We start from the raw sequence: 17,911 nt of genomic DNA, 5'->3' as shown, positions 1-17,911 counted from the left end.
CGGTGGTGGCGGACATCCGGGCAGCGGGCGGGACGGCGCGGGCGTTCGCCGCCGACGTCACGGACGAGACGGCGGTGGCGGACCTGGTGCCGGACGTCGCCGCCCGGCTCGGCCCGGTCACCACGCTCGTCGTGAACGCCACCGGCCCGCAGCCCGCGACGGACCCGGCCGCGGTGAGCTGGGACGACCACCTCGCCCAGCTCGCCTTCTTCGTCAAGAGCCCGACCCTGCTGATGCAGGCGGTACTGCCGGTCATGCGGGAGCGCGGCGGCCGGATCGTCCAGATCGGCTCGGACGTCACCGAGCGGGTGCTGCCCGAGATGGCGGCGTACACGGCGGCCAAGGCGGCCCAGCACAGCCTCACCGAGTGCTGGGCCCGCGCCTTCGGGCCGTACGGGATCACCGTGAACACCGTCGCGCCGGGCTGGATCCCGGTCGAACGGCACAGCGCAACCCTCGCCGAGGAGCGGGCCGCCTACGCCGCCGAGGTGCCGCTGCGCCGCATGGGCAGCCCCGACGACGTCGCCGCTGCCGTCGCGTACCTCGTCTCGCCCGAGGGGGCCTTCGTCACGGGCGAGCGGATCAAGGTCAACGGCGGTCACACCCTCGGCAGTTGAGCGTCAGGAGTGCGGTACGGGCACCGGTGCGCCGTGCGCGACGACCTTGCGCTCGCGCAGCGACTTCCAGAAGGCGTACGGGACTTCCTGCGCGAGGGCGGCGAGGTCCTCGGCGATGCGGGAGGGCCGCGTCGCGCCGGGGATGACCGCGGCGACGGCCGGGTGGGCGAGCACGAACTGGAGGGCGGCGGACTTGATGCCGATGCCGTGCTCCTGCGCGAGCGCCTTGATCAGGCCGACCTTCTCCACGATGTGGGCGGGCGCCTCGGCGTACTCGAAGTGGCTGCCGCCCGCGAGGATGCCGGAGCTGTAGGGGCCGCCGACGACGATGTCGACGTCGGCCTCGGCGGCCGCGGGCAGCAGGCGCTGCAGGGCCCGCTCGTGGTCGAGCAGCGTGTAGCGGCCCGCGAGCAGGAAGGCGTCCGGGCGCGGCTCGTCCAGGTCCAGCGTCATCTCCAGCGGCTCGACCTTGTTGACGCCGAGGCCCCAGGCCTTGATGACGCCCTCCTCGCGCAGCCGGGTCAGCGCGCGGAACGCGCCGGTGCGGGCGCTCTCGTAGACGTTCACCCACTCGTCGCCGTAGAAGTCCTGGGCGACGTCGTGGACCCAGACGATGTCGAGGCGGTCCGTCTTGAGGCGCACGAGGCTGTCCTCGACGGAGCGCAACGTCGCGTCGGCGCTGTAGTCGTTGACGATCTTGTTGGGGCGGCCGTGCTCGAACAGGGCGCCCTTCTCCCCGAGTTCACGGCTCGCGGGATTCTCGACCTCGTCGAGGATGACCCGGCCGACCTTCGTGGACAGGACGTACTCGTCGCGCGGCTTGTCGGCGAGGACGTCGCCGAGCCGGATCTCGGCGAGACCGGCGCCGTAGAGCGGTGCGGTGTCGAAGTAGCGGATGCCCTGGTCCCATGCGGCCTGCACGGTGGCGGCGGCCTCTTCGTCGGGGATGGCGCGGAACATGTTGCCGAGCGGCGCGGTGCCGAAGCCCATGCGGCCCGGCAGGAGGGAGCGAATGCTCATGAGGGTGCCTCGATCTGTACTGCGTGGGGATCTGTACTGCGTGGGGGTGTGAAAGGGCGGTGGCCCGGGGCTAGTTGAGGGTGTCGGGGTCCGGGCCCGTGCGCAGGCCGCGGTCCGCGGCGGTGAGGGCGTCGAGCTCCTGCGCGCTCAGTTCGAAGTCGAGGACGTCGAGGTTCTCGCGGATGCGGGCCTCGGTGACCGACTTGGGGATGACCACGTTGCCGATCTGCAGGTGCCAGCGCAGGACGACCTGGGCCGGGCTCTTGCCGTGCCGTGCGGCGATCGCGGTGACGGCGTCGTCGCCCAGGACGGCGCCCTGGGCGAGCGGGCTCCACGCCTCGGTGGCGATGCCGTGCCGCGCGTGGAAGGCGCGCAACTCCTGCTGCTGGAGGCCCGGGTGGAGCTCGATCTGGTTGACGGCCGGGACGACGGAGGCGCCGGCGAGCAGGCGCTCGAGGTGCGCGGGCTGGAAGTTGGAGACGCCGATGGCGCGGGTGCGGCCGTCGGCGTACAGCTTCTCCAGGGCGCGCCACGTGTCGAGGTAGAGGTCACGGGCCGGGGTCGGCCAGTGGATGAGGTACAGGTCGACGTGGTCGAGGCCCAGCTTGTCCAGGGACGCGTCGAAGGCGGCGAGCGTGGCGTCGTGTCCCTGGTCGGCGTTCCACAGCTTGGTGGTGACGAAGAGCTCGTCGCGGGCGATGCCGGAGTCGGCGAGCGCGCGGCCCACGCCGCGCTCGTTGCCGTAGATCGCGGCGGTGTCGATGCTGCGGTAGCCGGCGTCGAGGGCGGTGGCGACGGCGGCGGTCGTCTCCTCGTCGGGGACCTGGAAGACACCGAAACCGAGCTGCGGCATGGCGATGCCGTTGTTGAGGGTGACGGTGGGTATGGCGGGGGTGGTGGACATCAGGCGGCTCCGCGCTGTCGTGGTCTCGCTGGTGGGTGGCTTGGCGAGGACCACGTTAATTGCATACGCGGGTTAATTGCAAACGCGCCATAGTGGCGTGCGCCGATGTCGCAGAGCCGGGCAACGGATGTCAACACGGACTTCGCGGGACTTTCACGTCATCGCGACAGTGGACACAGGCGTGCGGGGCAGGCGGGAAGGGACGCCGCGAGGAGGACGCAGCCGATGCTAGTAGTCGCTCTTTTGCTCTTGCCGGCCATGGGGCTCCTGATCATCGCCATGGATCGCATCGAGGACCTGATGAACGCGGAGGCCCGCAGAGGACCGGGCCGCCGGGTACGACACCTCCGTCTCGTCCCCGGCGCCGGGCGCGCCGGCCGCCATCGAGCGCCGCGGGCACAGGACCACGGCGAAGCGGCCTGACGCGCGGTGCTCAGTCGGCCGGTGCGAGGTCGGTGATCTTGCGGGTGCTCAGATCCGACTGGACCTTGATCCTGGTGACTTCGGGGTTCTTCCCGTCGCTCCAGGTGAGTGTCACCAGCGCCGTGGAATGCCCGGCGCCGGAACCCGTGTAGGTCACCGCCCATTTCACCGGAACATTCTGCGCGAAGAGAATTCCGTCCGCGTGTTCCCGGGCCTCGTAAGCCGCCACCTTCTTGCGTGCGGCGGCGGAGAGATAGAAAGTGCGCAGCGCTTTTGCGTCCGCCGCGGACGCCGGGTCCTCCGTGTCCCACACCGCGTCGATGTAGGCGCCGTAGAAGTTGGCGACCCGGTCGGTGGTGCTGCGCGGATCGCCCTGCGGGGCGGTGGCCGCCGTGGCGCCGTGGGCCCCGGTGGCGGTCGGATCGGCCAGCGCCGGGGTGATCGCCGCGAGCGTCAGGGCGGTGGTGAGGCCTGCGGCCGCGATCACGCGGCGGCAACGGTGTGTGCGCATCTGATGTGCCTTCCCCGGACAACAAGGTTCGACGGCCCGGGAATCGAGAGGACGACCGGGCCGCTGGTCACGGCTTAAGATGCCCAATTCCCCGGCGCAGTTCCCGAGAATCCCCGGGGAATCCCTCTTGTTTCTCCGCCGGTTGGCTCAGCCGATGTGGTTGTACGCGAGAAAGGAAAATGTCGGCAAAGGCGCAGGGAAAGAAAAAGGCGGGACGGCACCGAACGTGCCGTCCCGCCCCGCCGCGCGCCCCTTCAGGACTGGGGACGGCTGCCGTGGTTCGCGCCGTTCTTGCGGCGGGCCCTCTTCTTACGGCGTCGCTTCGAGGACATCGCTACCTCCAGGGTTGTCGTTGCGTGATGTTCTCCCTGGCCTGTCCAGGTGAGCAGATCCCGCCTACCCGATCACACACGCCTCATGACGTGGCCCACGTCACCCTGCGTCGGACAGCAGTCGCGCGTACCGGTCCCGCCAGGGAGCGGCCGCCTCCACCTGGGCGCTGAGCGCGATCAGCGTGGCCTCGTCGGCGGGCCGGCCCACGAACTGGACGCCGATCGGGAGCCGGCCTCCGTCGCTCCAGTACAGCGGGAGGCTGACGGCGGGCTGGCCCGTCATGTTGTACGGGCTGGTGAACGCGGAGAACGCGCTCTGCCGGTACAGATTCACCAACGGGTCACCGGACTCGTCGAAGTGTTCGACCGGCTGCGGCAGCGTCGCCAGGGTCGGGGTGAGGACGACGTCAAAGGGCTGCGTCGCCCGGATCGCGCGGCGCGCGGCACCCTGCATCCCGGTGATCGCCGCGGCGAACTGCTCGCCCGACACCCCTCGCCCGTGCTCCCGCCAGGCCCGCGTCACCGGCCTGAGCAGCGCCTCCCGCGCCGCGTCCAGCGGACGCCCGAGGGACTGCACTCCCCATGCCGTCACGAAGTGGTCGGAGATCTCGGGGCCGAAGGGCGTGGGGATGTCCTCCACGACGTGCCCGAGGCTCTCCAGCAGGTGCGAGGCCTGCTCCCAGGCGGCCAGGCACTGCGGGTCCACCGTGACGCCCTCGGCGGCCGGGGTCGCGTACCGGCCGATGCGCAACCGCCCGGGCGGGCGCTCGGCGTGGCCGAGGAACGTCTCGCCGCCGGGGAGCGGCGGCGCCCAGTGCGGATCGCCCGGTTCGGGACCGGCCAGGACGTCGAGGAACGCCGCCGCGTCACGCACCGATCGGGCCAGCGGGCCCTGCACGGCGAGGCCGTTGACCTCGGCGCCCGCCGGACCCGAACTGACGCGCCCCCGCGAGGGCTTGATGCCGAACAGCCCGCAGATGCTCGCCGGGATCCGGATGGACCCGCCGCCGTCACTGGCGTGCGCGACGGGGACCAGGCCGAGGGCGACGGCCACCGCGGCCCCGCCGCTGGATCCCCCGGCGGAGAGCGCCGGGTCCCAGGGGTTGCGAGCCGGTCCGGCGAGATCGTTGTCCGTGTAGCAACAGCAGCCGAACTCCGGGGTGTTGGTCTTGCCGAGGCTGATGGTCCCCGCCTCGCGCAGCCGCGTCACACTGTGCGCGTCGACCGCGGGCACATGGTCGGCGAAGGCCTTCGAGCCGTACGTGGTCGGGACGCCGGCCGTGTCGACGAGGTCCTTGACCGCGGTCGGCACGCCCCGCAGCGGCGACGGTTCCGCGGTGTGCCCTTGCCGAACGGCCGCCGCCTCGCTCAGCGCCGCCTCGGGGGTCCGCGTCAAGAAGGCCCCGAAGCGGTCGTCGAACTGCTCGACGCGGTCCAGGTGATGGCGTACGAGATCGAGCGCGCTCACCTCGCCCTTGCGTACGGCGGCGGACTGCTCCAGTGCGGTGAGCTCGTGCAGACGGGTGGGGGAGGTCACGCGGTCCGCCCTTCCTGTGCGCTCTGCTGCAGCTCGGCGACCTGCCGGGCGACCGCCTCCTCGTGCGCCTGCAGGTCGCGCCGGGCGTCCCGCGGCCGCCAGCGGCCGGTCATCACGAACACGAACGGCAGGAACAGCACCTGCCCGCCCAGGCACACCCACCACCAGGTCTGCCACTTGTGGGGATTGTCGGCGCTCGCCTTCTGCACCTCGGCGCCGTGCTCCTTGAGGACCTTGAGCTCGGGTGCCGCCTTCTGCACGGTGGCCAGGTCCTTCGCGCCGACCTCCTTCACCGCGCGGGCGAGCAGCGCGGGCGGCACCTTGCCCGGCGCGTACGCGTCGAGCTCCGCGAAGATCTTCGGGTGCGCCTCGGTCACCGCGAGCGCCGGGGCCGCCCGGACCGAGGCCTGCTCGACCGCCGGGCCGTGCTCGATCAGCGGCGTCACGGTGTTCACGACGAGCGGGACGAAGGCGGCGGACAGCGCCACGGTGATGCGGACGATCCAGCCCCAGATCGCGAGCCCCGTCGCGGTGGCGGCCGGGTTGTGGCGCTCCACGGTCTCGGTGAAGCTCGCCATCCACGGCGAGTAGGCGATCCCGCTGGTCACGCCGATGCCCGCCACGATGAAGGCGAACGTGTAGTAGCCGGTGTGCGCCTCGGTGGCGCGCAGGGTGAACACGAGGGTGAAGGCGATGGAGCCCAGCCCGCCGAGCAGCATGAACGGCTTGCGCACGCGCAGCCGGTCGGAGAGCAGGCCCGCGAGGACGAGGGTGAGCGCGTTCGCGCCCCAGTACCAGTTCAGGAGGGCGTTCGCGCGCTGCGTGTCGTAGCCGAAGGCGGTCGCGAAGTAGAGCACGAAGTTGCCGACCGCGGCGTAGTACAGGAGCAGATAGAGCGCGATCGCGACGGCGGAGCCGATCACGTCGAGCCGCATCATCTGGCGCCACTGGCCGTGCAGCGCCGCCTCGGTGTCGATCCCCTTGGCGCGGGCCTCGACCAGCGCCCGGTCGCGCACGCTCACCATGATCTGGTCGCGCAGCGCCGGTGCGAGCTCGCGCAGACCGAACAGGGCCACCACGAAGAGGACCAGGCCGCTGATGCCGGCGAAGCGGATCTCGTCCTGCCAGCTGGTGGAGCCGCCGTACGTGCGCGAGGTGACCGCGGTGACCACGAGGGAGCCCATGATCGGCCCCATCGTCCAGTAGCCCATCGCCGAGGCCCGGCCCAACTGGGGCGAGAAGTCGCGGATGAGGGCCGGGGTGGCCACGAGGATCATGCCCTCGATGACCGCGATCGCGGCGTACAGGAGCAGATAGCTCACCTTGCCCGGCGCGTTCGGCAGCGCGAAGGTCGTCAGCAGGCCGACCGCGAGCAGGCCGTAGACCACGATGTTCGCCCGGCCCCAGCGGTCGGCGAGTCCGGCCACCAGGGAGGAGAACGCGCCGACCGCGTTGGCGGCCACCGAGATGTACACGAAGTACAGGAACGACATGTGGTACTGGCTGATGATGGCGGTCGACACCGCGTACTGGATGTACAGCTGGTAGTAGAGAACGATCGTGACGAGCACGACGATCCCCAAGTACCAGTACCGCGCGCCACGTTCGGGGTACCGGTCGAGCCGTCGCCCGCCGAGCCCCCGCAGTGTCGATGCTGCCGTCTTGGTCGTGCGCGGCTTCGTCGTCGCCGGTGGCGAAATCGACACCTTGCCTCCCAGTGCTGGTCAACCGCACGCCACAGTGCGTGCTCGCCGCCGCGAGGCTAGTACCGACCAGTCGGTACGGAGAAGGGGTCGGGTCGAAGTTTGTGCGAAGCGCGCCGTCCTGCGGACGATCAGTCCCGATACGTCGCCAATGCGGCCAGGAACCGCTCGCGGACGGCCGGCGCGGCCCACGAGATCTCGATGGCGTTGCGCTGGAGGGTGACGAGGTCCTCGTCGGTCAGCGCGGCGGGCCCGCGCAGCGCGGCGAGGTTCTCGGCCACGTAGCCCGGGAAGTAGGCCGGATCGTCGGAGTTGACCGTCACCTTCACGCCCGCGTCCAGGAGCGCCCGGATCTCGGCGGCCTTCATGCCGTCCGTGACGTGGGCGTTGGAGATCGGGCACACGGTGAGGCCGAGGCCCCGCTCGCGGACGAGCGCGAGGAGCGCGGGGTCCTCCAGGGCGTTGACGCCGTGGTCGATGCGGTCGACGCCGATCTCCTCGATCGCCTGGCGGATGTGCTCGGTGGAGTTCTTCTGGTCGACGTCGCAGTGCATCGTCAGCCGGAAGCCCTCGGCGCGGGCCCGGGCGAACACGGCACGGAACTTGACCGGCGGGTTGCCCGCCTCGTCCGAGTCGAGGCCGACGCCGATGATCCACTCCTTGTGCGGGAGCGCCTGGACGAGCGTCGCCATCGCGAACTCGGCCTGGAAGTCCCGCAGGAAGCACATCACCAGGCGGCCCTGGAAGCCGGTCGCCCGCTCGGCGTCGTCGAGGGCCCGGGTCAGCCCGCGGATGACGGTGTCGAAGGCGACGCCGCGCGCGGTGTGCGCCTGCGGGTCGAAGAAGATCTCCGCGTACCGGACGTTCTGTGCGTGGGCCTTGGCGGCGTAGGCCGCCGCGAGGTCGTAGAAGTCCTGCTCGGTACGCAGGACGGTCATGCCCTCGTAGTACACCGTGAGGAAGCCGGGCAGGTCGTCGAAGTCGTACGCGGCGCGCAGTGCCGCCTCGTCCGGGTACGGCAGTTCCATGCCGTTGCGCTGCGCGAGCGCGAACTTCAGACCGGGCTCCAGCGTGCCCTCGATGTGCAGGTGCAGCTCGCACTTGGGCAGGCCCGCGACGAAGTCGTCGACGGTGGTGGTCGGTTCGGCAGTCATGGGCTGAACTCCTCGTTGGGCGGCGTCAGTTGGCGGTAGGACGCAGAATGTCGACGACGTCCTGGGTGTGGTAGTTGACGACGCCCAGGTCGGTGACGGCGTACTCGGGGATGGCGGTGATCTCCAGGAAGATCAAGTAGCCGAAGGCGGAGGGCAGTTCGCAGCCGAGCGTGCGGGCCGCCGCCTCCAGCCGGTCCTCGGCGTCGGCCATCTCCTCGGGCGGGAGGTCGGCGACGATGCCGGCGACGGGGAGCGCCAGGAACTCCTTGATCTCGCCGCGGTCCACGACGATCTGCCCGCCGCCGTGCTCGGCGAGGTGGTTGATCGCAAGGGCCATGTCGGCGCGGTCGGCGCCGACGCAGACGATGTTGTTGTCGTCGGGTGCGGCCGAGGAGGCGATCGCGCCGGAGCGCAGGCCGAAGCCGTTGATCATCGCGGTGACCGTGGCGCCGTCGTTCTTGCCGTACCGCTCCGAGACCGTCACGTACAGGGCGTCCTGCGCGAGATCGGCGCGCACGGTGCCGTCCTCGACGGGCAGCGTCATCGGGAGACCCTTGCGCACGAAGGGCACCGTGCGGTCCATCTCGACGACGAGGACCTCGGCCGTGGAGCCGGGAGCGGCGACGCCGATGCCGTCGGCGCTCACCGGCGCGACCCGGAAGGCGGGGGAGAGGGCGGCGGTGCGCTCGGGCGGCTGCGGGGCGGTCAGCGTGCGACCGCCCTCCGCGACCGGCTCGCCGCGCGAGAACACCCGCTCCACCTGGAACGACTCGGGCGAGTCCACGATCAGGACGTCCGCGTAGCGGCCGGGTGTCAGCGAGCCGACGAGGTGGTCGATGCGGTACATCTCGGCGGTGTTCAGCGTCGCCATCTGGATGGCCTCGACGGGCCGGACCCCCGCCTTGATCGCCATCCGGACCAGCTTGTCGAGGTGGCCCTCGCGCAGGATGTCGGCGACGTGCATGTCGTCGGTGCACAGCCCGACGCGGCGCGACTGGGCGCCGAACTCGGTGACGGTGCGCACGTTCTCGTTCATGAAGTGGGCCACCGACGACTCGCGGATCAGCAGCGACATGCCCGCGCGCAGCTTCTGCAGGGCCTCCTCGGCGGTGTAGCTCTCGTGGTCGAGACGGACCCCCGCGGCGGACAGCGCGTTGATGGTGGTCCGCGCGGCCATCGGCGCGCAGCCGAAGATCGGCAGCCGGTTGCGGTGCGCGAGTTCGAGGGCGCGCAGCACCTTCTCGTCGCGGTTGAGGACGAACTCGGCGACGGTCTCCCACACGCCGAAGCAGTCGGCCCTGCCCTGCGCCTCGGCGTGGTCGTCCGGCCCGAAGGTGAATCCGACGGTCGTCTCGGGCAGCGTGTACGGCGTCTTGAACGGCGCACCCCAGAAGATCTTCATGGGGCTGGCGTCGGCTTCCCGCAGCGCCTCGCGCACGCCCTCGGGACCTGCGACGACGAGGAACTGGTCGAGCCCCGAGACGACCGACGTGGTACCGAACCGGACGGCCGCGTCGGCGAACATCGTGACCGACAGCTTGGAGCACTCCAGGTGCAGGTGACCGTCGATGAGCCCCGGGGTGAGGTACTTGCCGCTCGCGTCGACGAACTCGGTGTCGGGGCCCTCGTACCCGGTGACGTCGCCGGTGGCGGCGATGCGGCCCCCGGTGATGGCGACGTCGGCCGGGTAGATCTCGCCGGTGCAGACGTTGACGAGTTGTCCGCCCGTGATGATCCGGTCGGCCTTGACGACACCCTCGGAGGCGTCGATGAGGCTGCGGAGGCTGGGGTGGTTCATGGGGTTCGCTCCAAGGCGCGTACGAAGGGGTGAAGCGGGAGGAAGTGTCAGGCGCGGGCGGGCAGTTCGGCCTCGGCGCGTACGGTGCGGCGCGCGAGCAGCCAGTACGCGGCGCCCGCGACGAGGGCGCCGGCGAACACCGAGAGGTCGAGACCGCCGGCGGCGTCGGACAGCGGTCCGACGAAGACCGTCGAGTCGACCCAGAGCACCGCGGCCACGAAGCCGAGCAGGACCGCGATCAGCCCGGCGGGGCGCACGCCGCCCTTGTGCCAGTAGATGCCTTCGCGCCCGGTCTCCTTCGGGAACAGCGAGGGCACGTCGTAACGGCCGCGGCGCAGTGCCCAGTCGGTGAGGTAGACGGCGGCCCACGGGCCGAGCCACAGCACGATGAGGCTGAGGAAGTTCGACAGCAGGGTGTAGAAGTCCGCGGAGAAGACGGCCCACAGGGTGATCGCCGTGCACAGGGTCAGGTCGACGAAGACGACCATCCAGCGCTTGATCGGGATGCCGACGGCCAGCAGGTTCAGGCCCGAGGAGTACATGTCGGTGGTGTTCACCGCGAGCAGCGAGACGATCGCGAGCAGCAGGTACGGGGTGATGAACCAGCCGGGCAGGATCTCCGGCAGACCCGAGATCGGGTCGGCCGCGTTCGTGGTCGCGGTGGCGACGGCGGCGCCGAGGATCTGCAGCAGGATGTTGGGCACCATGCCGCCCAGCGCGGCGCAGGCGAACACCTTGCGGGGCGCCGAGCCGGCGGGCAGGTAGCGCGAGTAGTCGCTGCCCATGTCCGCCCACGACAGGCCGCCCGAGGCCGTCACCAGGGCGAGCACCAGGGAGATCGTGACCAGGGACGGCGCGGCGCCGTGCGCCCCGAAGTCGGCCTTGGGTACGACGAGGAACGCCATCACGGCGAACATCGCGGCGAAGATCCAGGCGAAGTACTTCTGCACCTTCATGATCAGGTGGTAGCCGGACAGCGGCAGCAGCATCTGCAGACCGGCCGCCACCGCGATGACCACGAGCTTCAGCGGGGTGCCCGTGGTGATCCCGGCCTGTTCCACGAGCGCGAGGCCGGCGAGGACGATCAGCACCATGCCGCCCGCCTCGAAACCCACCAGCATCACCCAGCTCAGCAGCGCGGGCAGTCGGCCGCCGCGCGGGCCGAACGCGGCGCGCGAGACGGAGTGCGTCGACGTACCGGTGCGCGGGCCCTGGAGGCTGGTCAGCCCGGTGACGGTGAAGCCCAGCACGTTGCCGACGACGATCAGTGCGACGGCGTACCAGAAGGACAGGCCGAAGGAGACGACCAGCGCTCCGTAGACGACCGTGAAGACGGTGGTGTTGGTGCCGGCCCACAGGCCGAACAGGCGGCTCGGCCCGCCCTGGCGCTCGGCCGCGGGGACGGCGTCGATGCCGCGCTGCTCGACCGTGAAGACGGACGTCGGCGCGGCGGTGTGGTCGGTGGATCCGGGCGGGGCGGTGGCGGTGGCCTCGGCCATGGTCGGCAGGCGTCCTTTGCGGACTGGCGTCCCGGCCTGGGGAGACGGGACGGGGTGTACGGGGAGGTTCCGGTACGAGCCGGATCGCACGGCGGTGTGCGGGTCTGGCGCGTGGCAGCGGGATCCGGTGCGTGCGCCGAAGCTGTCGAAGCAATTGCCCAAACGTTTTGGCAATGCTGCGGACGGTACTGCCTAAACGTTTTGGCAGTCAACCGGTAGGCTCACCGCCATGTCAGACGTCACAGAGCCGAAGCGGCCTGCCAAGGGCGGGGGCCTGCGGGAAGTGGCCCGGCGCGCCGGGGTCTCGGTCACCACTGCCTCGCACGCCCTCAACGGCGTCGGCCGGGTCGGTGCGCAGACCCGCGAGCGGGTGCTGGCCGTCGCCGCCGAGCTCGGCTACCGCGCCAATCCCAACGCCCGCGGACTGCGCGGCGCCCGCACGGGACTGCTGGGCCTGACGCACCGCACCGCCGTCGAGGGCGGCATCACGGACATCGAGTACTTCGTGAAGATCGTCAACGCCGCGACCTGGACGGCCATGGCGCACGACTACTCCCTCGTGCTCGTGCCGCCGTCCCTGGACGGCCGGCCCTTCGAGTCGCTGCCGCTCGACGGCACGATCGTCATCGACCCGCTCACCGACGACCCGCTGCTGACCCGCCTGTCGGACATGGGGGTCCCCGTGGTCACCACGGGCCGCGACCTCTCGCGCAAGGACGCCTTCCCCTGGGTCGACAACGAGCTGTCGACCTGCGCCGTCGCCGCTTTCGAGCACCTCGCTGCCACGGGCGCCCGCCGGATCGGCCTGCTGACCGGATCGACCGGCCAGTCCTACGACGAGGACGCGGCGCACACCTACCGCGACTGGTGTGCGCGCACCGGGAACCCGGTGCTCATGGACCGCGCCGAGCCCGGCACGGACTCCACCGCCGCCGCGCACCGGCTGCTCGGCCGTCCGGACCGGCCCGACGCGCTGTACGTCGTGATGGAGAAGTTCGGCTTCGCGACCCTCGCCGTCTGCCGTGAACTCGGCCTGGGCGTACCGGACGACGTCCAGATCGTGGTCGGCGCGGACGGCGAGTTCGCGCGCAGCGCCCGGCCCGCGCTCACCGCGCTGGACCTGGCGCCCGAGGAGATCGGCAAGCAGGCGGCGGAGCTGTTGATCGGCGTCATCCGGAATCCGGCGTCGGCGGGGTCCGCGCCTCAGCACCGCCTCGTCCCCGCCACGTTGCTGCGGCGGGAGTCGACCCGCAAACCGGTGTGACGGACGGTCCGCGGCATCAGTGAATGACGGTGGACCACCGGTTGCACAGCACCGCCCCGTCATCGGCCTGCGCCGCGGTGACCGCGGGCCCCTCCGTCGCGGGACGCGAGCCGGTGGCCTCGGCCGGTTCGGTGCGCGGCGGTGGCTGCTGCGGCACACGGTCGTCCGGGCTGTTGATCACATCAATCTCCGCCATGCTCTCTCAACGAGCGGGACGGCTTCGCGTTGCGAGTCGAACGGGAAGGAATCCGTACCGCGGGCCGCGGCCTCCTGATCGGGCGGTGACCGCCCCACCCCGCCGAGCGGGCCCCGTGAGGCACCTCGGGTGCCGAACGGGCCTGTGTGGGTGAGGCTGGGAAGAGGCGCGAGCGGTGCGGCGCCCGGACCGGAGGTGGCGATGGACCCCGTGGAGGCGCTGGAGCGGATCGCGTTCCTGCTGGAGCGCGGGCGGGCCGAGACGTACCGGGTACGCGCGTTCCGTACCGCCGCAAGTGTGCTCGCCCCGCTGCCCGACGGGGAAGTGGACCGGCGGGTGGCGGACGGCTCGCTGTCCGCGCTGAAGGGCATCGGGCCCCGTACGGCCGAGGTCGTCACCGAGGCGGTGGCCGGTCAGGTGCCCGCCTACCTGGCGCGGCTGGAGCGCGAGGCGCGCGAGCCGTTGGTGGCGGGCGGGGCAGGGGAGCAGTTGCGCGCGCTGCTGCGCGGTGACTGCCACCTGCATTCCGACTGGTCCGACGGCGGCAGCCCGATCGAGGAGATGGGCCGTGCGGCGCGCTCCGTCGGCCACGAGTGGGCGGTGCTCACCGATCATTCGCCCCGGCTGACCGTGGCCGGTGGACTCTCGGCGCAGCGGCTGCGCGAGCAACTGGACGTGGTGGCCGCACTCAACGCCCGCTGGGCACCGTTCCGGCTGCTCACGGGCATCGAGTGCGACATCCTCGACGACGGCTCCCTCGACCAGGACCCGGACCTGCTCGACGCACTCGACGTCGTGGTGGTCTCCGTGCACTCGAAGCTGCGCATGGACGCGGCGGCGATGACCCGGCGGCTGGTCGCCGCCGTCGGCAATCCCCGTGCCGATGTGCTGGGGCACTGCACGGGGCGCCTCGTCACCGGCCGCGGCAGGCCCGCGTCGCAGTTCGACGCGGACGCGGTCTTCGCGGCGTGTGCGCGGGCAGGCACGGCGGTGGAGATCAACAGCCGTCCCGAACGCCTCGACCCGCCGCGCAGCCTGCTGCGCCGGGCCGTCGAGGCGGGGGTCCTGTTCGCGGTGGACACCGACGCCCACGCCCCGGGACAGCTGGACTGGCAACTGATCGGCTGCGCACGGGCGCGGGAGTGCGGTGTTCCGCCGGAGCGGGTGGTGACGACGTGGACGGCGGACCGGCTGCTGGAGTGGACCCGGTCGTCAGGAGGCAGCGGCGCCAGGTGACGGAACGCCGCGCACCCGGACCGGCGCCGACGGACCGTCAGTGCCGCCTGGCCCGCCCGAGGCGCAGACAGATCCCGCCCGCCGAGACCGCCGCGAGCGCGATGCCGGCGAGGGCGAAGGCACCCTGCTCGCTGCCGGTCTCGGCCAGGTGTGCAGGCCTGACCGGCTGCGAGGACGACGGGCTGGGGCCCGCGGACTGCGAGGGGCTGGGGCCGGTCGACTGCGAGGGGGACGGGCCGGGCGGACCGGCCGGCGGAGTGCTCGCCGGAGGTGTGGAGGCGGGAGGCGTGGATGCCGGGGGCGTCGAGGCCGGAGGTGTGGACGCGGGGGGAGTGGAGGCGGGGGGAGTGGAAGCGGGAGGCGTCGAGGCCGGGGGTGTGGACGCGGGCGGTGTGGGGGCGGCGGGAGTCGTCTCCTCCCCGTACCCCGAGGGACCCTCCGACTCGCCGTACCCCTCCGGGCCCCCCGTTTCGCCGTAGCCCGACGACCCCTGCGACCCGTCGTGTCCCGACGGTCCGTCCTCGCCGTATCCGGACGGATCGTCGCCGTGTTCGCCGGGTGCGGACGCCTGCGGGAGCGGCGGAGCGACTGCGGGACCGGCTGCTTCTGCCGTCCAGCAGCCCCACACCACCAAAGCGGGAGCCGTGGCGGCGAGAGCGTGCCGTGCGGTCACCTTCATCTGCTGAACCTCCGAGTCGGTACTGGTTGCCGCAGAGTCCTCACATGTGCGGGTCATATGCAGAAGGCGCGCCGCTCCCGCGCGCGGACCCACTCCAGTGCTACGTCCCGTGCCATGGCCAGCGGATTTCCCGTCGCCCGCCTGCCGTACAGCGGTCGGTCCAGGTCGGAGCCGCTTTCTACGCGCGACAACTGGTATACCAAAGCGTCGAACTCGTAACGATGCATGGGCCATCGGAACCGTCTTAAGACCGTTTTGATGCCATATCAAGTTCATTAGGCGCCCTGCGGGCTGCTCTGTCCAGCAGGTGGAACGGAAGTTCGGTATACCGTGTCGCCCCATCAGCGCGACCCGACCGGGCGCGCACCCCCCGTTCGTGTAAGGAGGTGTGGTCCCGTGCGTCGCATACCCGCCGTGCTCGCGGCGGCCGCATTGCTGACGTTGGCCACCGGATGCGGGTCGCTCGCTCCGCCCGGCCAACAGACCGCGGCCGCTCCCCGGCTCGTCGACGAGCGCCCCGTCCGCGACGGCGGCACCGCGGTCATCGGGCTCAAGTCGGACCCCGACATGCTCGACCCCAGCCTGACCGGCACCCTGGTCGCCCGGACCGTGTTCACCTCCATGTGCGAACAGCTCTACGACGTCGATCAGCACAACCGCTTCGTGCCCCAACTCGCCGCCTCGCTGCCGAAGATCAGCAACGGCGGCAGGACCTTCACCTTCGACGTCCGCCGCGACGCCCGCTTCAGCGACGGCGCCAAGCTGGACGCGAAGGCCGTGAAGACCTCGCTCGACCGGCACCTGCACCTGCCCGGCTCCGGCCGCGCCTCCGAGATCGACTCGGTGCGCAAGGTCGACGCCGTGGGCCCCTACACCGTGCGGCTCACCCTGAAGCACGCGGACACCCCGCTGCTCGGCCGGCTCGCCAACACCGCGGGCCTGATCATGTCGCCGAAGGCGCTGGAGAAGTACGGGAAGAAGTTCGCGGCGCACCCGTCCTGCGTCGGCCCGTTCAAGTACGACAAGCGCGTCATCGGCGACCGCATCGAGCTCAAGAAGGACCCGCTCTACTACGACGCGGACAAGGTCCACCTCGACGGCGTCGTCTACAAGACGATCACCGACGGCAACATCCGCCTGGCCAACCTGCGTTCGGGCGACGTCCAGATCGGCGATCAGATGGGGCCGGTCGAGGTGCGCAGCGCCATGGGCGACAAGGACCTCCAGCTCCTCAACACGCCCTCGCTCGGCTACATGGCGATCACCCTGAACGTCGGCAACACGCACGGCATCGACCACGAGCCCGGCCGCGTCGACACCCCCTTCGGGCGCGACGTGCGGGTCCGCGAGGCCTTCGACCTCTCCCTGGACCGCGACCTCATCAACAAGGTGGTCTTCCAGGACATGTACGAGCCCGCGTGCAGCCCCGTGCCGCCCGGCACCCCGCTGAGCACGCCGGTCACCTGCCCGAAGCGCGATGTCGCCCGGGCCAAGAAGCTGCTGAAGGAAGCGGGCGTCAAGGCCCCCGTCCCCCTGGAGCTGATGATCAACACGACGCCGGAGGACAACCGGCTCGGCCAGGTCATCCAGGCCATGGCCAAGGAAGCGGGCTTCGACGTGAAGCTGCGGCCCACCGAGTTCGCCACCGGCCTGACCCGCACCCTCGCGGGCGACTTCCAGGCACGTACCGGCGGTTGGGGCGGACAGCCCGACCCGGCCGGCAACATCGACAGCCTGGTCGGCACCACCGGCAGCAACAACCAGGGCAAGCTGTCCGACCCGGAGATCGACCGGCTCATCGCCGCCGGGCGCAGCACGGGCGACGTGGCGAAGCGGCGGGACATCTACCGCAGGCTCACGGCCGCCATCAACCGCCAGCACGGCGTGATCTACCTCTACCGCAACATCAACTACGCGGTCGCCTCCCAGGACATCAGCGGCATTGCCCTCTCCGGCGACGGCCTCATCAGGGTCAAGGAAGCCGGTTACGTGAAGGGAGGCCGGGGATGACGTCCGTCCGCAGATTTCTCACCTCCTACCCCGGGCGCCGTGTCGGACAGGCCCTGCTCACCATGGTCCTGGTCAGCATCACGGTGTTCGCGGGCGTGCGCGCCATGCCCGGCGACACCGCCCAGGCCATGGCGGGCGAGCAGACCTCCCCGGAGGTGCTGGCCGCCATCCGCGAGGAGTACGGCCTGAACGACAACATCGCCGTGCAGTACTGGGACTACGTGCGCCACGCGGTCACCGGTGACTTCGGCACCTCCGCGCGCAGCGGGCTGCCCGTCCTCGACTCCATCCTCGACGCCCTGCCCATCACCCTCGAACTCGCCGCGCTGGCACTGGTGTTGGCGGTCGTCGTCGGTATCGGCGCCGGAATCGTCGCGGCCGTGCGCCGCGGGCGCCCCGAGGAGTGGTTCGCCAACGGCATCGCCCTGCTCGGCATGTCGGTGCCGACCTTCTGGCTCGGCATGCTCCTGGTCCTCGGATTCGCCATCGCCGTACCGGTGTTCGCGGCCTCCGGGTTCGTGCCGTTCGGCCAGGACCCGGTGGAGAACCTGCGCCGCCTCGTGCTGCCCGCGATCGTGCTGGGCTCGGGCCTCGCCGCCGTCGTCATGCGCCAGACCCGCGCGGCCATGATCGACGCGATGTCCTCGGACTACGTGCGCACCGCGCGGGCCAAGGGCCTGTCGCAGCGCTCCGTCATCGGCTCGCACGCGCTGCGCAACTCCCTGGTCACCGTCATCACCGTGCTCGGCCTGCAACTCGGCCAGCTCATCTCCGGCGCGGTGGTCACCGAGCAGGTCTTCGTCCTGCCCGGCTTCGGCAAGCTCACCATCGACGCGGTCTTCACCCGTGACTACGCGATGGTGCAGGGCGTGGTGCTGTTCACCTCGGCCGCGTACATCCTGATCAACCTGCTGGTCGACCTGCTCTACTCCGTCGTCGACCCGCGCATCCGGCTGGGAGGCTCCCGATGACGGCCCTCGACATCCCCGCGGCCCCGGCGCCCGCGGCCGTGCGCGAGCGGGGCCGCG

General features: G+C 71.2%; 15 protein-coding genes. 6 read left to right on the top strand and 9 right to left on the bottom strand.

Annotation, left to right across the window (positions count from 1 at the left end):
* Nucleotides 1-617 (top strand): SDR family oxidoreductase (locus G3I40_RS32965; RefSeq protein ID WP_164306280.1); only part of this gene is annotated, 617 nt, incomplete at its 5' end.
* 3 nt (nt 618-620) lie between these two features.
* Here G3I40_RS32965 and G3I40_RS32960 read toward each other — a convergent pair.
* Complete coding sequence (locus G3I40_RS32960; RefSeq protein WP_164306279.1) at nt 621-1,637, bottom strand: aldo/keto reductase; 1,017 nt, start codon at nt 1,635-1,637, stop codon at nt 621-623.
* 70 nt (nt 1,638-1,707) lie between these two features.
* Nucleotides 1,708-2,541, bottom strand: a complete 834-nt coding sequence (locus tag G3I40_RS32955; RefSeq protein WP_164306278.1) for an aldo/keto reductase — start codon at nt 2,539-2,541, stop codon at nt 1,708-1,710.
* Between the two features lie 258 nt (nt 2,542-2,799).
* Between G3I40_RS32955 and G3I40_RS32950 the strand changes: the two genes are divergently transcribed.
* A complete protein-coding gene (locus G3I40_RS32950; RefSeq protein ID WP_239092084.1) occupies nt 2,800-2,964 on the top strand; it encodes a hypothetical protein in 165 nt (54 codons plus the stop codon).
* 10 nt (nt 2,965-2,974) lie between these two features.
* On the opposite strand, the gene G3I40_RS32945 is transcribed toward G3I40_RS32950, so the two are convergent.
* From G3I40_RS32945 to G3I40_RS32920, 6 genes are all read right to left on the bottom strand, one after another.
* Nucleotides 2,975-3,475 carry a hypothetical protein gene (locus G3I40_RS32945; protein ID WP_164306276.1) on the bottom strand — a complete coding sequence of 167 codons (501 nt, stop codon included), beginning with the start codon at nt 3,473-3,475 and terminating at the stop codon, nt 2,975-2,977.
* Between the two features lie 432 nt (nt 3,476-3,907).
* Nucleotides 3,908-5,344, bottom strand: coding sequence for an amidase (locus G3I40_RS32940; RefSeq protein WP_164306275.1), 1,437 nt, complete (start codon nt 5,342-5,344; stop codon nt 3,908-3,910).
* Complete coding sequence (locus G3I40_RS32935; RefSeq protein WP_164306274.1) at nt 5,341-7,050, bottom strand: MFS transporter; 1,710 nt, start codon at nt 7,048-7,050, stop codon at nt 5,341-5,343. Before G3I40_RS32935 ends, G3I40_RS32940 begins: the two co-directional genes overlap by 4 nt.
* Nucleotides 7,051-7,178: 128 nt before the next feature.
* A complete protein-coding gene (gene add, locus G3I40_RS32930) occupies nt 7,179-8,201 on the bottom strand; it encodes an adenosine deaminase (protein ID WP_164306273.1) in 1,023 nt (340 codons plus the stop codon).
* A gap of 25 nt (nt 8,202-8,226) precedes the next feature.
* Nucleotides 8,227-9,999, bottom strand: a complete 1,773-nt coding sequence (locus G3I40_RS32925) for an adenine deaminase C-terminal domain-containing protein (protein ID WP_164306272.1) — start codon at nt 9,997-9,999, stop codon at nt 8,227-8,229.
* Between the two features lie 47 nt (nt 10,000-10,046).
* A complete protein-coding gene (locus tag G3I40_RS32920; protein ID WP_164306271.1) occupies nt 10,047-11,498 on the bottom strand; it encodes a cytosine permease in 1,452 nt (483 codons plus the stop codon).
* Nucleotides 11,499-11,727: 229 nt separating this feature from the next.
* Here G3I40_RS32920 and G3I40_RS32915 point away from each other — a divergent pair, with 229 nt between their 5' ends.
* The gene (locus G3I40_RS32915; protein WP_164306270.1) at nt 11,728-12,762 is read left to right on the top strand and encodes a LacI family DNA-binding transcriptional regulator; all 1,035 of its coding nucleotides are present in this window, start codon (nt 11,728-11,730) and stop codon (nt 12,760-12,762) included.
* A gap of 16 nt (nt 12,763-12,778) precedes the next feature.
* Here the strand turns inward: G3I40_RS32915 and G3I40_RS32910 are convergent, their stop codons facing one another.
* Nucleotides 12,779-12,958, bottom strand: coding sequence for a hypothetical protein (locus G3I40_RS32910; protein ID WP_164306269.1), 180 nt, complete (start codon nt 12,956-12,958; stop codon nt 12,779-12,781).
* A gap of 201 nt (nt 12,959-13,159) precedes the next feature.
* On the opposite strand from G3I40_RS32910, the gene G3I40_RS32905 reads away from it, so the two are divergent.
* The 3 genes from G3I40_RS32905 to G3I40_RS32895 all read left to right on the top strand — a co-directional run bounded on the left by G3I40_RS32905 (nt 13,160) and on the right by G3I40_RS32895 (nt 17,854).
* Nucleotides 13,160-14,194 (top strand): PHP domain-containing protein, encoded by a 1,035-nt coding sequence (locus G3I40_RS32905; protein ID WP_164306268.1) that lies wholly within the window; start codon nt 13,160-13,162, stop codon nt 14,192-14,194.
* Nucleotides 14,195-15,269: 1,075 nt separating this feature from the next.
* Nucleotides 15,270-16,883: an ABC transporter substrate-binding protein gene (locus G3I40_RS32900; protein ID WP_164306267.1), complete on the top strand. Its 1,614-nt coding sequence runs from the start codon at nt 15,270-15,272 to the stop codon at nt 16,881-16,883.
* Nucleotides 16,880-17,854: an ABC transporter permease gene (locus G3I40_RS32895; RefSeq protein WP_164306266.1), complete on the top strand. Its 975-nt coding sequence runs from the start codon at nt 16,880-16,882 to the stop codon at nt 17,852-17,854. The genes G3I40_RS32900 and G3I40_RS32895 overlap by 4 nt, the downstream gene beginning before the upstream one ends.
* Nucleotides 17,855-17,911: the final 57 nt, after the last annotated feature.

Source organism: Streptomyces sp. SID14478 (assembly GCF_010548525.1).
In the GTDB taxonomy this organism is placed as follows: domain Bacteria; phylum Actinomycetota; class Actinomycetes; order Streptomycetales; family Streptomycetaceae; genus Streptomyces.
The sequence above is the reverse complement of the archived record's forward strand: the minus strand, read 5'-3'. Positions and strand labels throughout refer to the sequence as shown.

Excerpts from the sequence above, each read along its gene's own strand:
- G3I40_RS32945 (WP_164306276.1), bottom strand. The coding sequence starts at position 3,475 with ATGCGCACACACCGTTGCCGCCGCGTGATCGCGGCCGCAGGCCTCACC.
- G3I40_RS32910 (WP_164306269.1), bottom strand. The coding sequence starts at position 12,958 with ATGGCGGAGATTGATGTGATCAACAGCCCGGACGACCGTGTGCCGCAG.
- G3I40_RS32960 (WP_164306279.1), bottom strand. The coding sequence starts at position 1,637 with ATGAGCATTCGCTCCCTCCTGCCGGGCCGCATGGGCTTCGGCACCGCG.
- G3I40_RS32925 (WP_164306272.1), bottom strand. The coding sequence starts at position 9,999 with ATGAACCACCCCAGCCTCCGCAGCCTCATCGACGCCTCCGAGGGTGTC.
- G3I40_RS32955 (WP_164306278.1), bottom strand. The coding sequence starts at position 2,541 with ATGTCCACCACCCCCGCCATACCCACCGTCACCCTCAACAACGGCATC.
- G3I40_RS32950 (WP_239092084.1), top strand. The coding sequence starts at position 2,800 with ATGGGGCTCCTGATCATCGCCATGGATCGCATCGAGGACCTGATGAAC.
- G3I40_RS32915 (WP_164306270.1), top strand. The coding sequence starts at position 11,728 with ATGTCAGACGTCACAGAGCCGAAGCGGCCTGCCAAGGGCGGGGGCCTG.
- G3I40_RS32920 (WP_164306271.1), bottom strand. The coding sequence starts at position 11,498 with ATGGCCGAGGCCACCGCCACCGCCCCGCCCGGATCCACCGACCACACC.
- G3I40_RS32895 (WP_164306266.1), top strand. The coding sequence starts at position 16,880 with ATGACGTCCGTCCGCAGATTTCTCACCTCCTACCCCGGGCGCCGTGTC.
- add (WP_164306273.1), bottom strand. The coding sequence starts at position 8,201 with ATGACTGCCGAACCGACCACCACCGTCGACGACTTCGTCGCGGGCCTG.
- G3I40_RS32905 (WP_164306268.1), top strand. The coding sequence starts at position 13,160 with ATGGACCCCGTGGAGGCGCTGGAGCGGATCGCGTTCCTGCTGGAGCGC.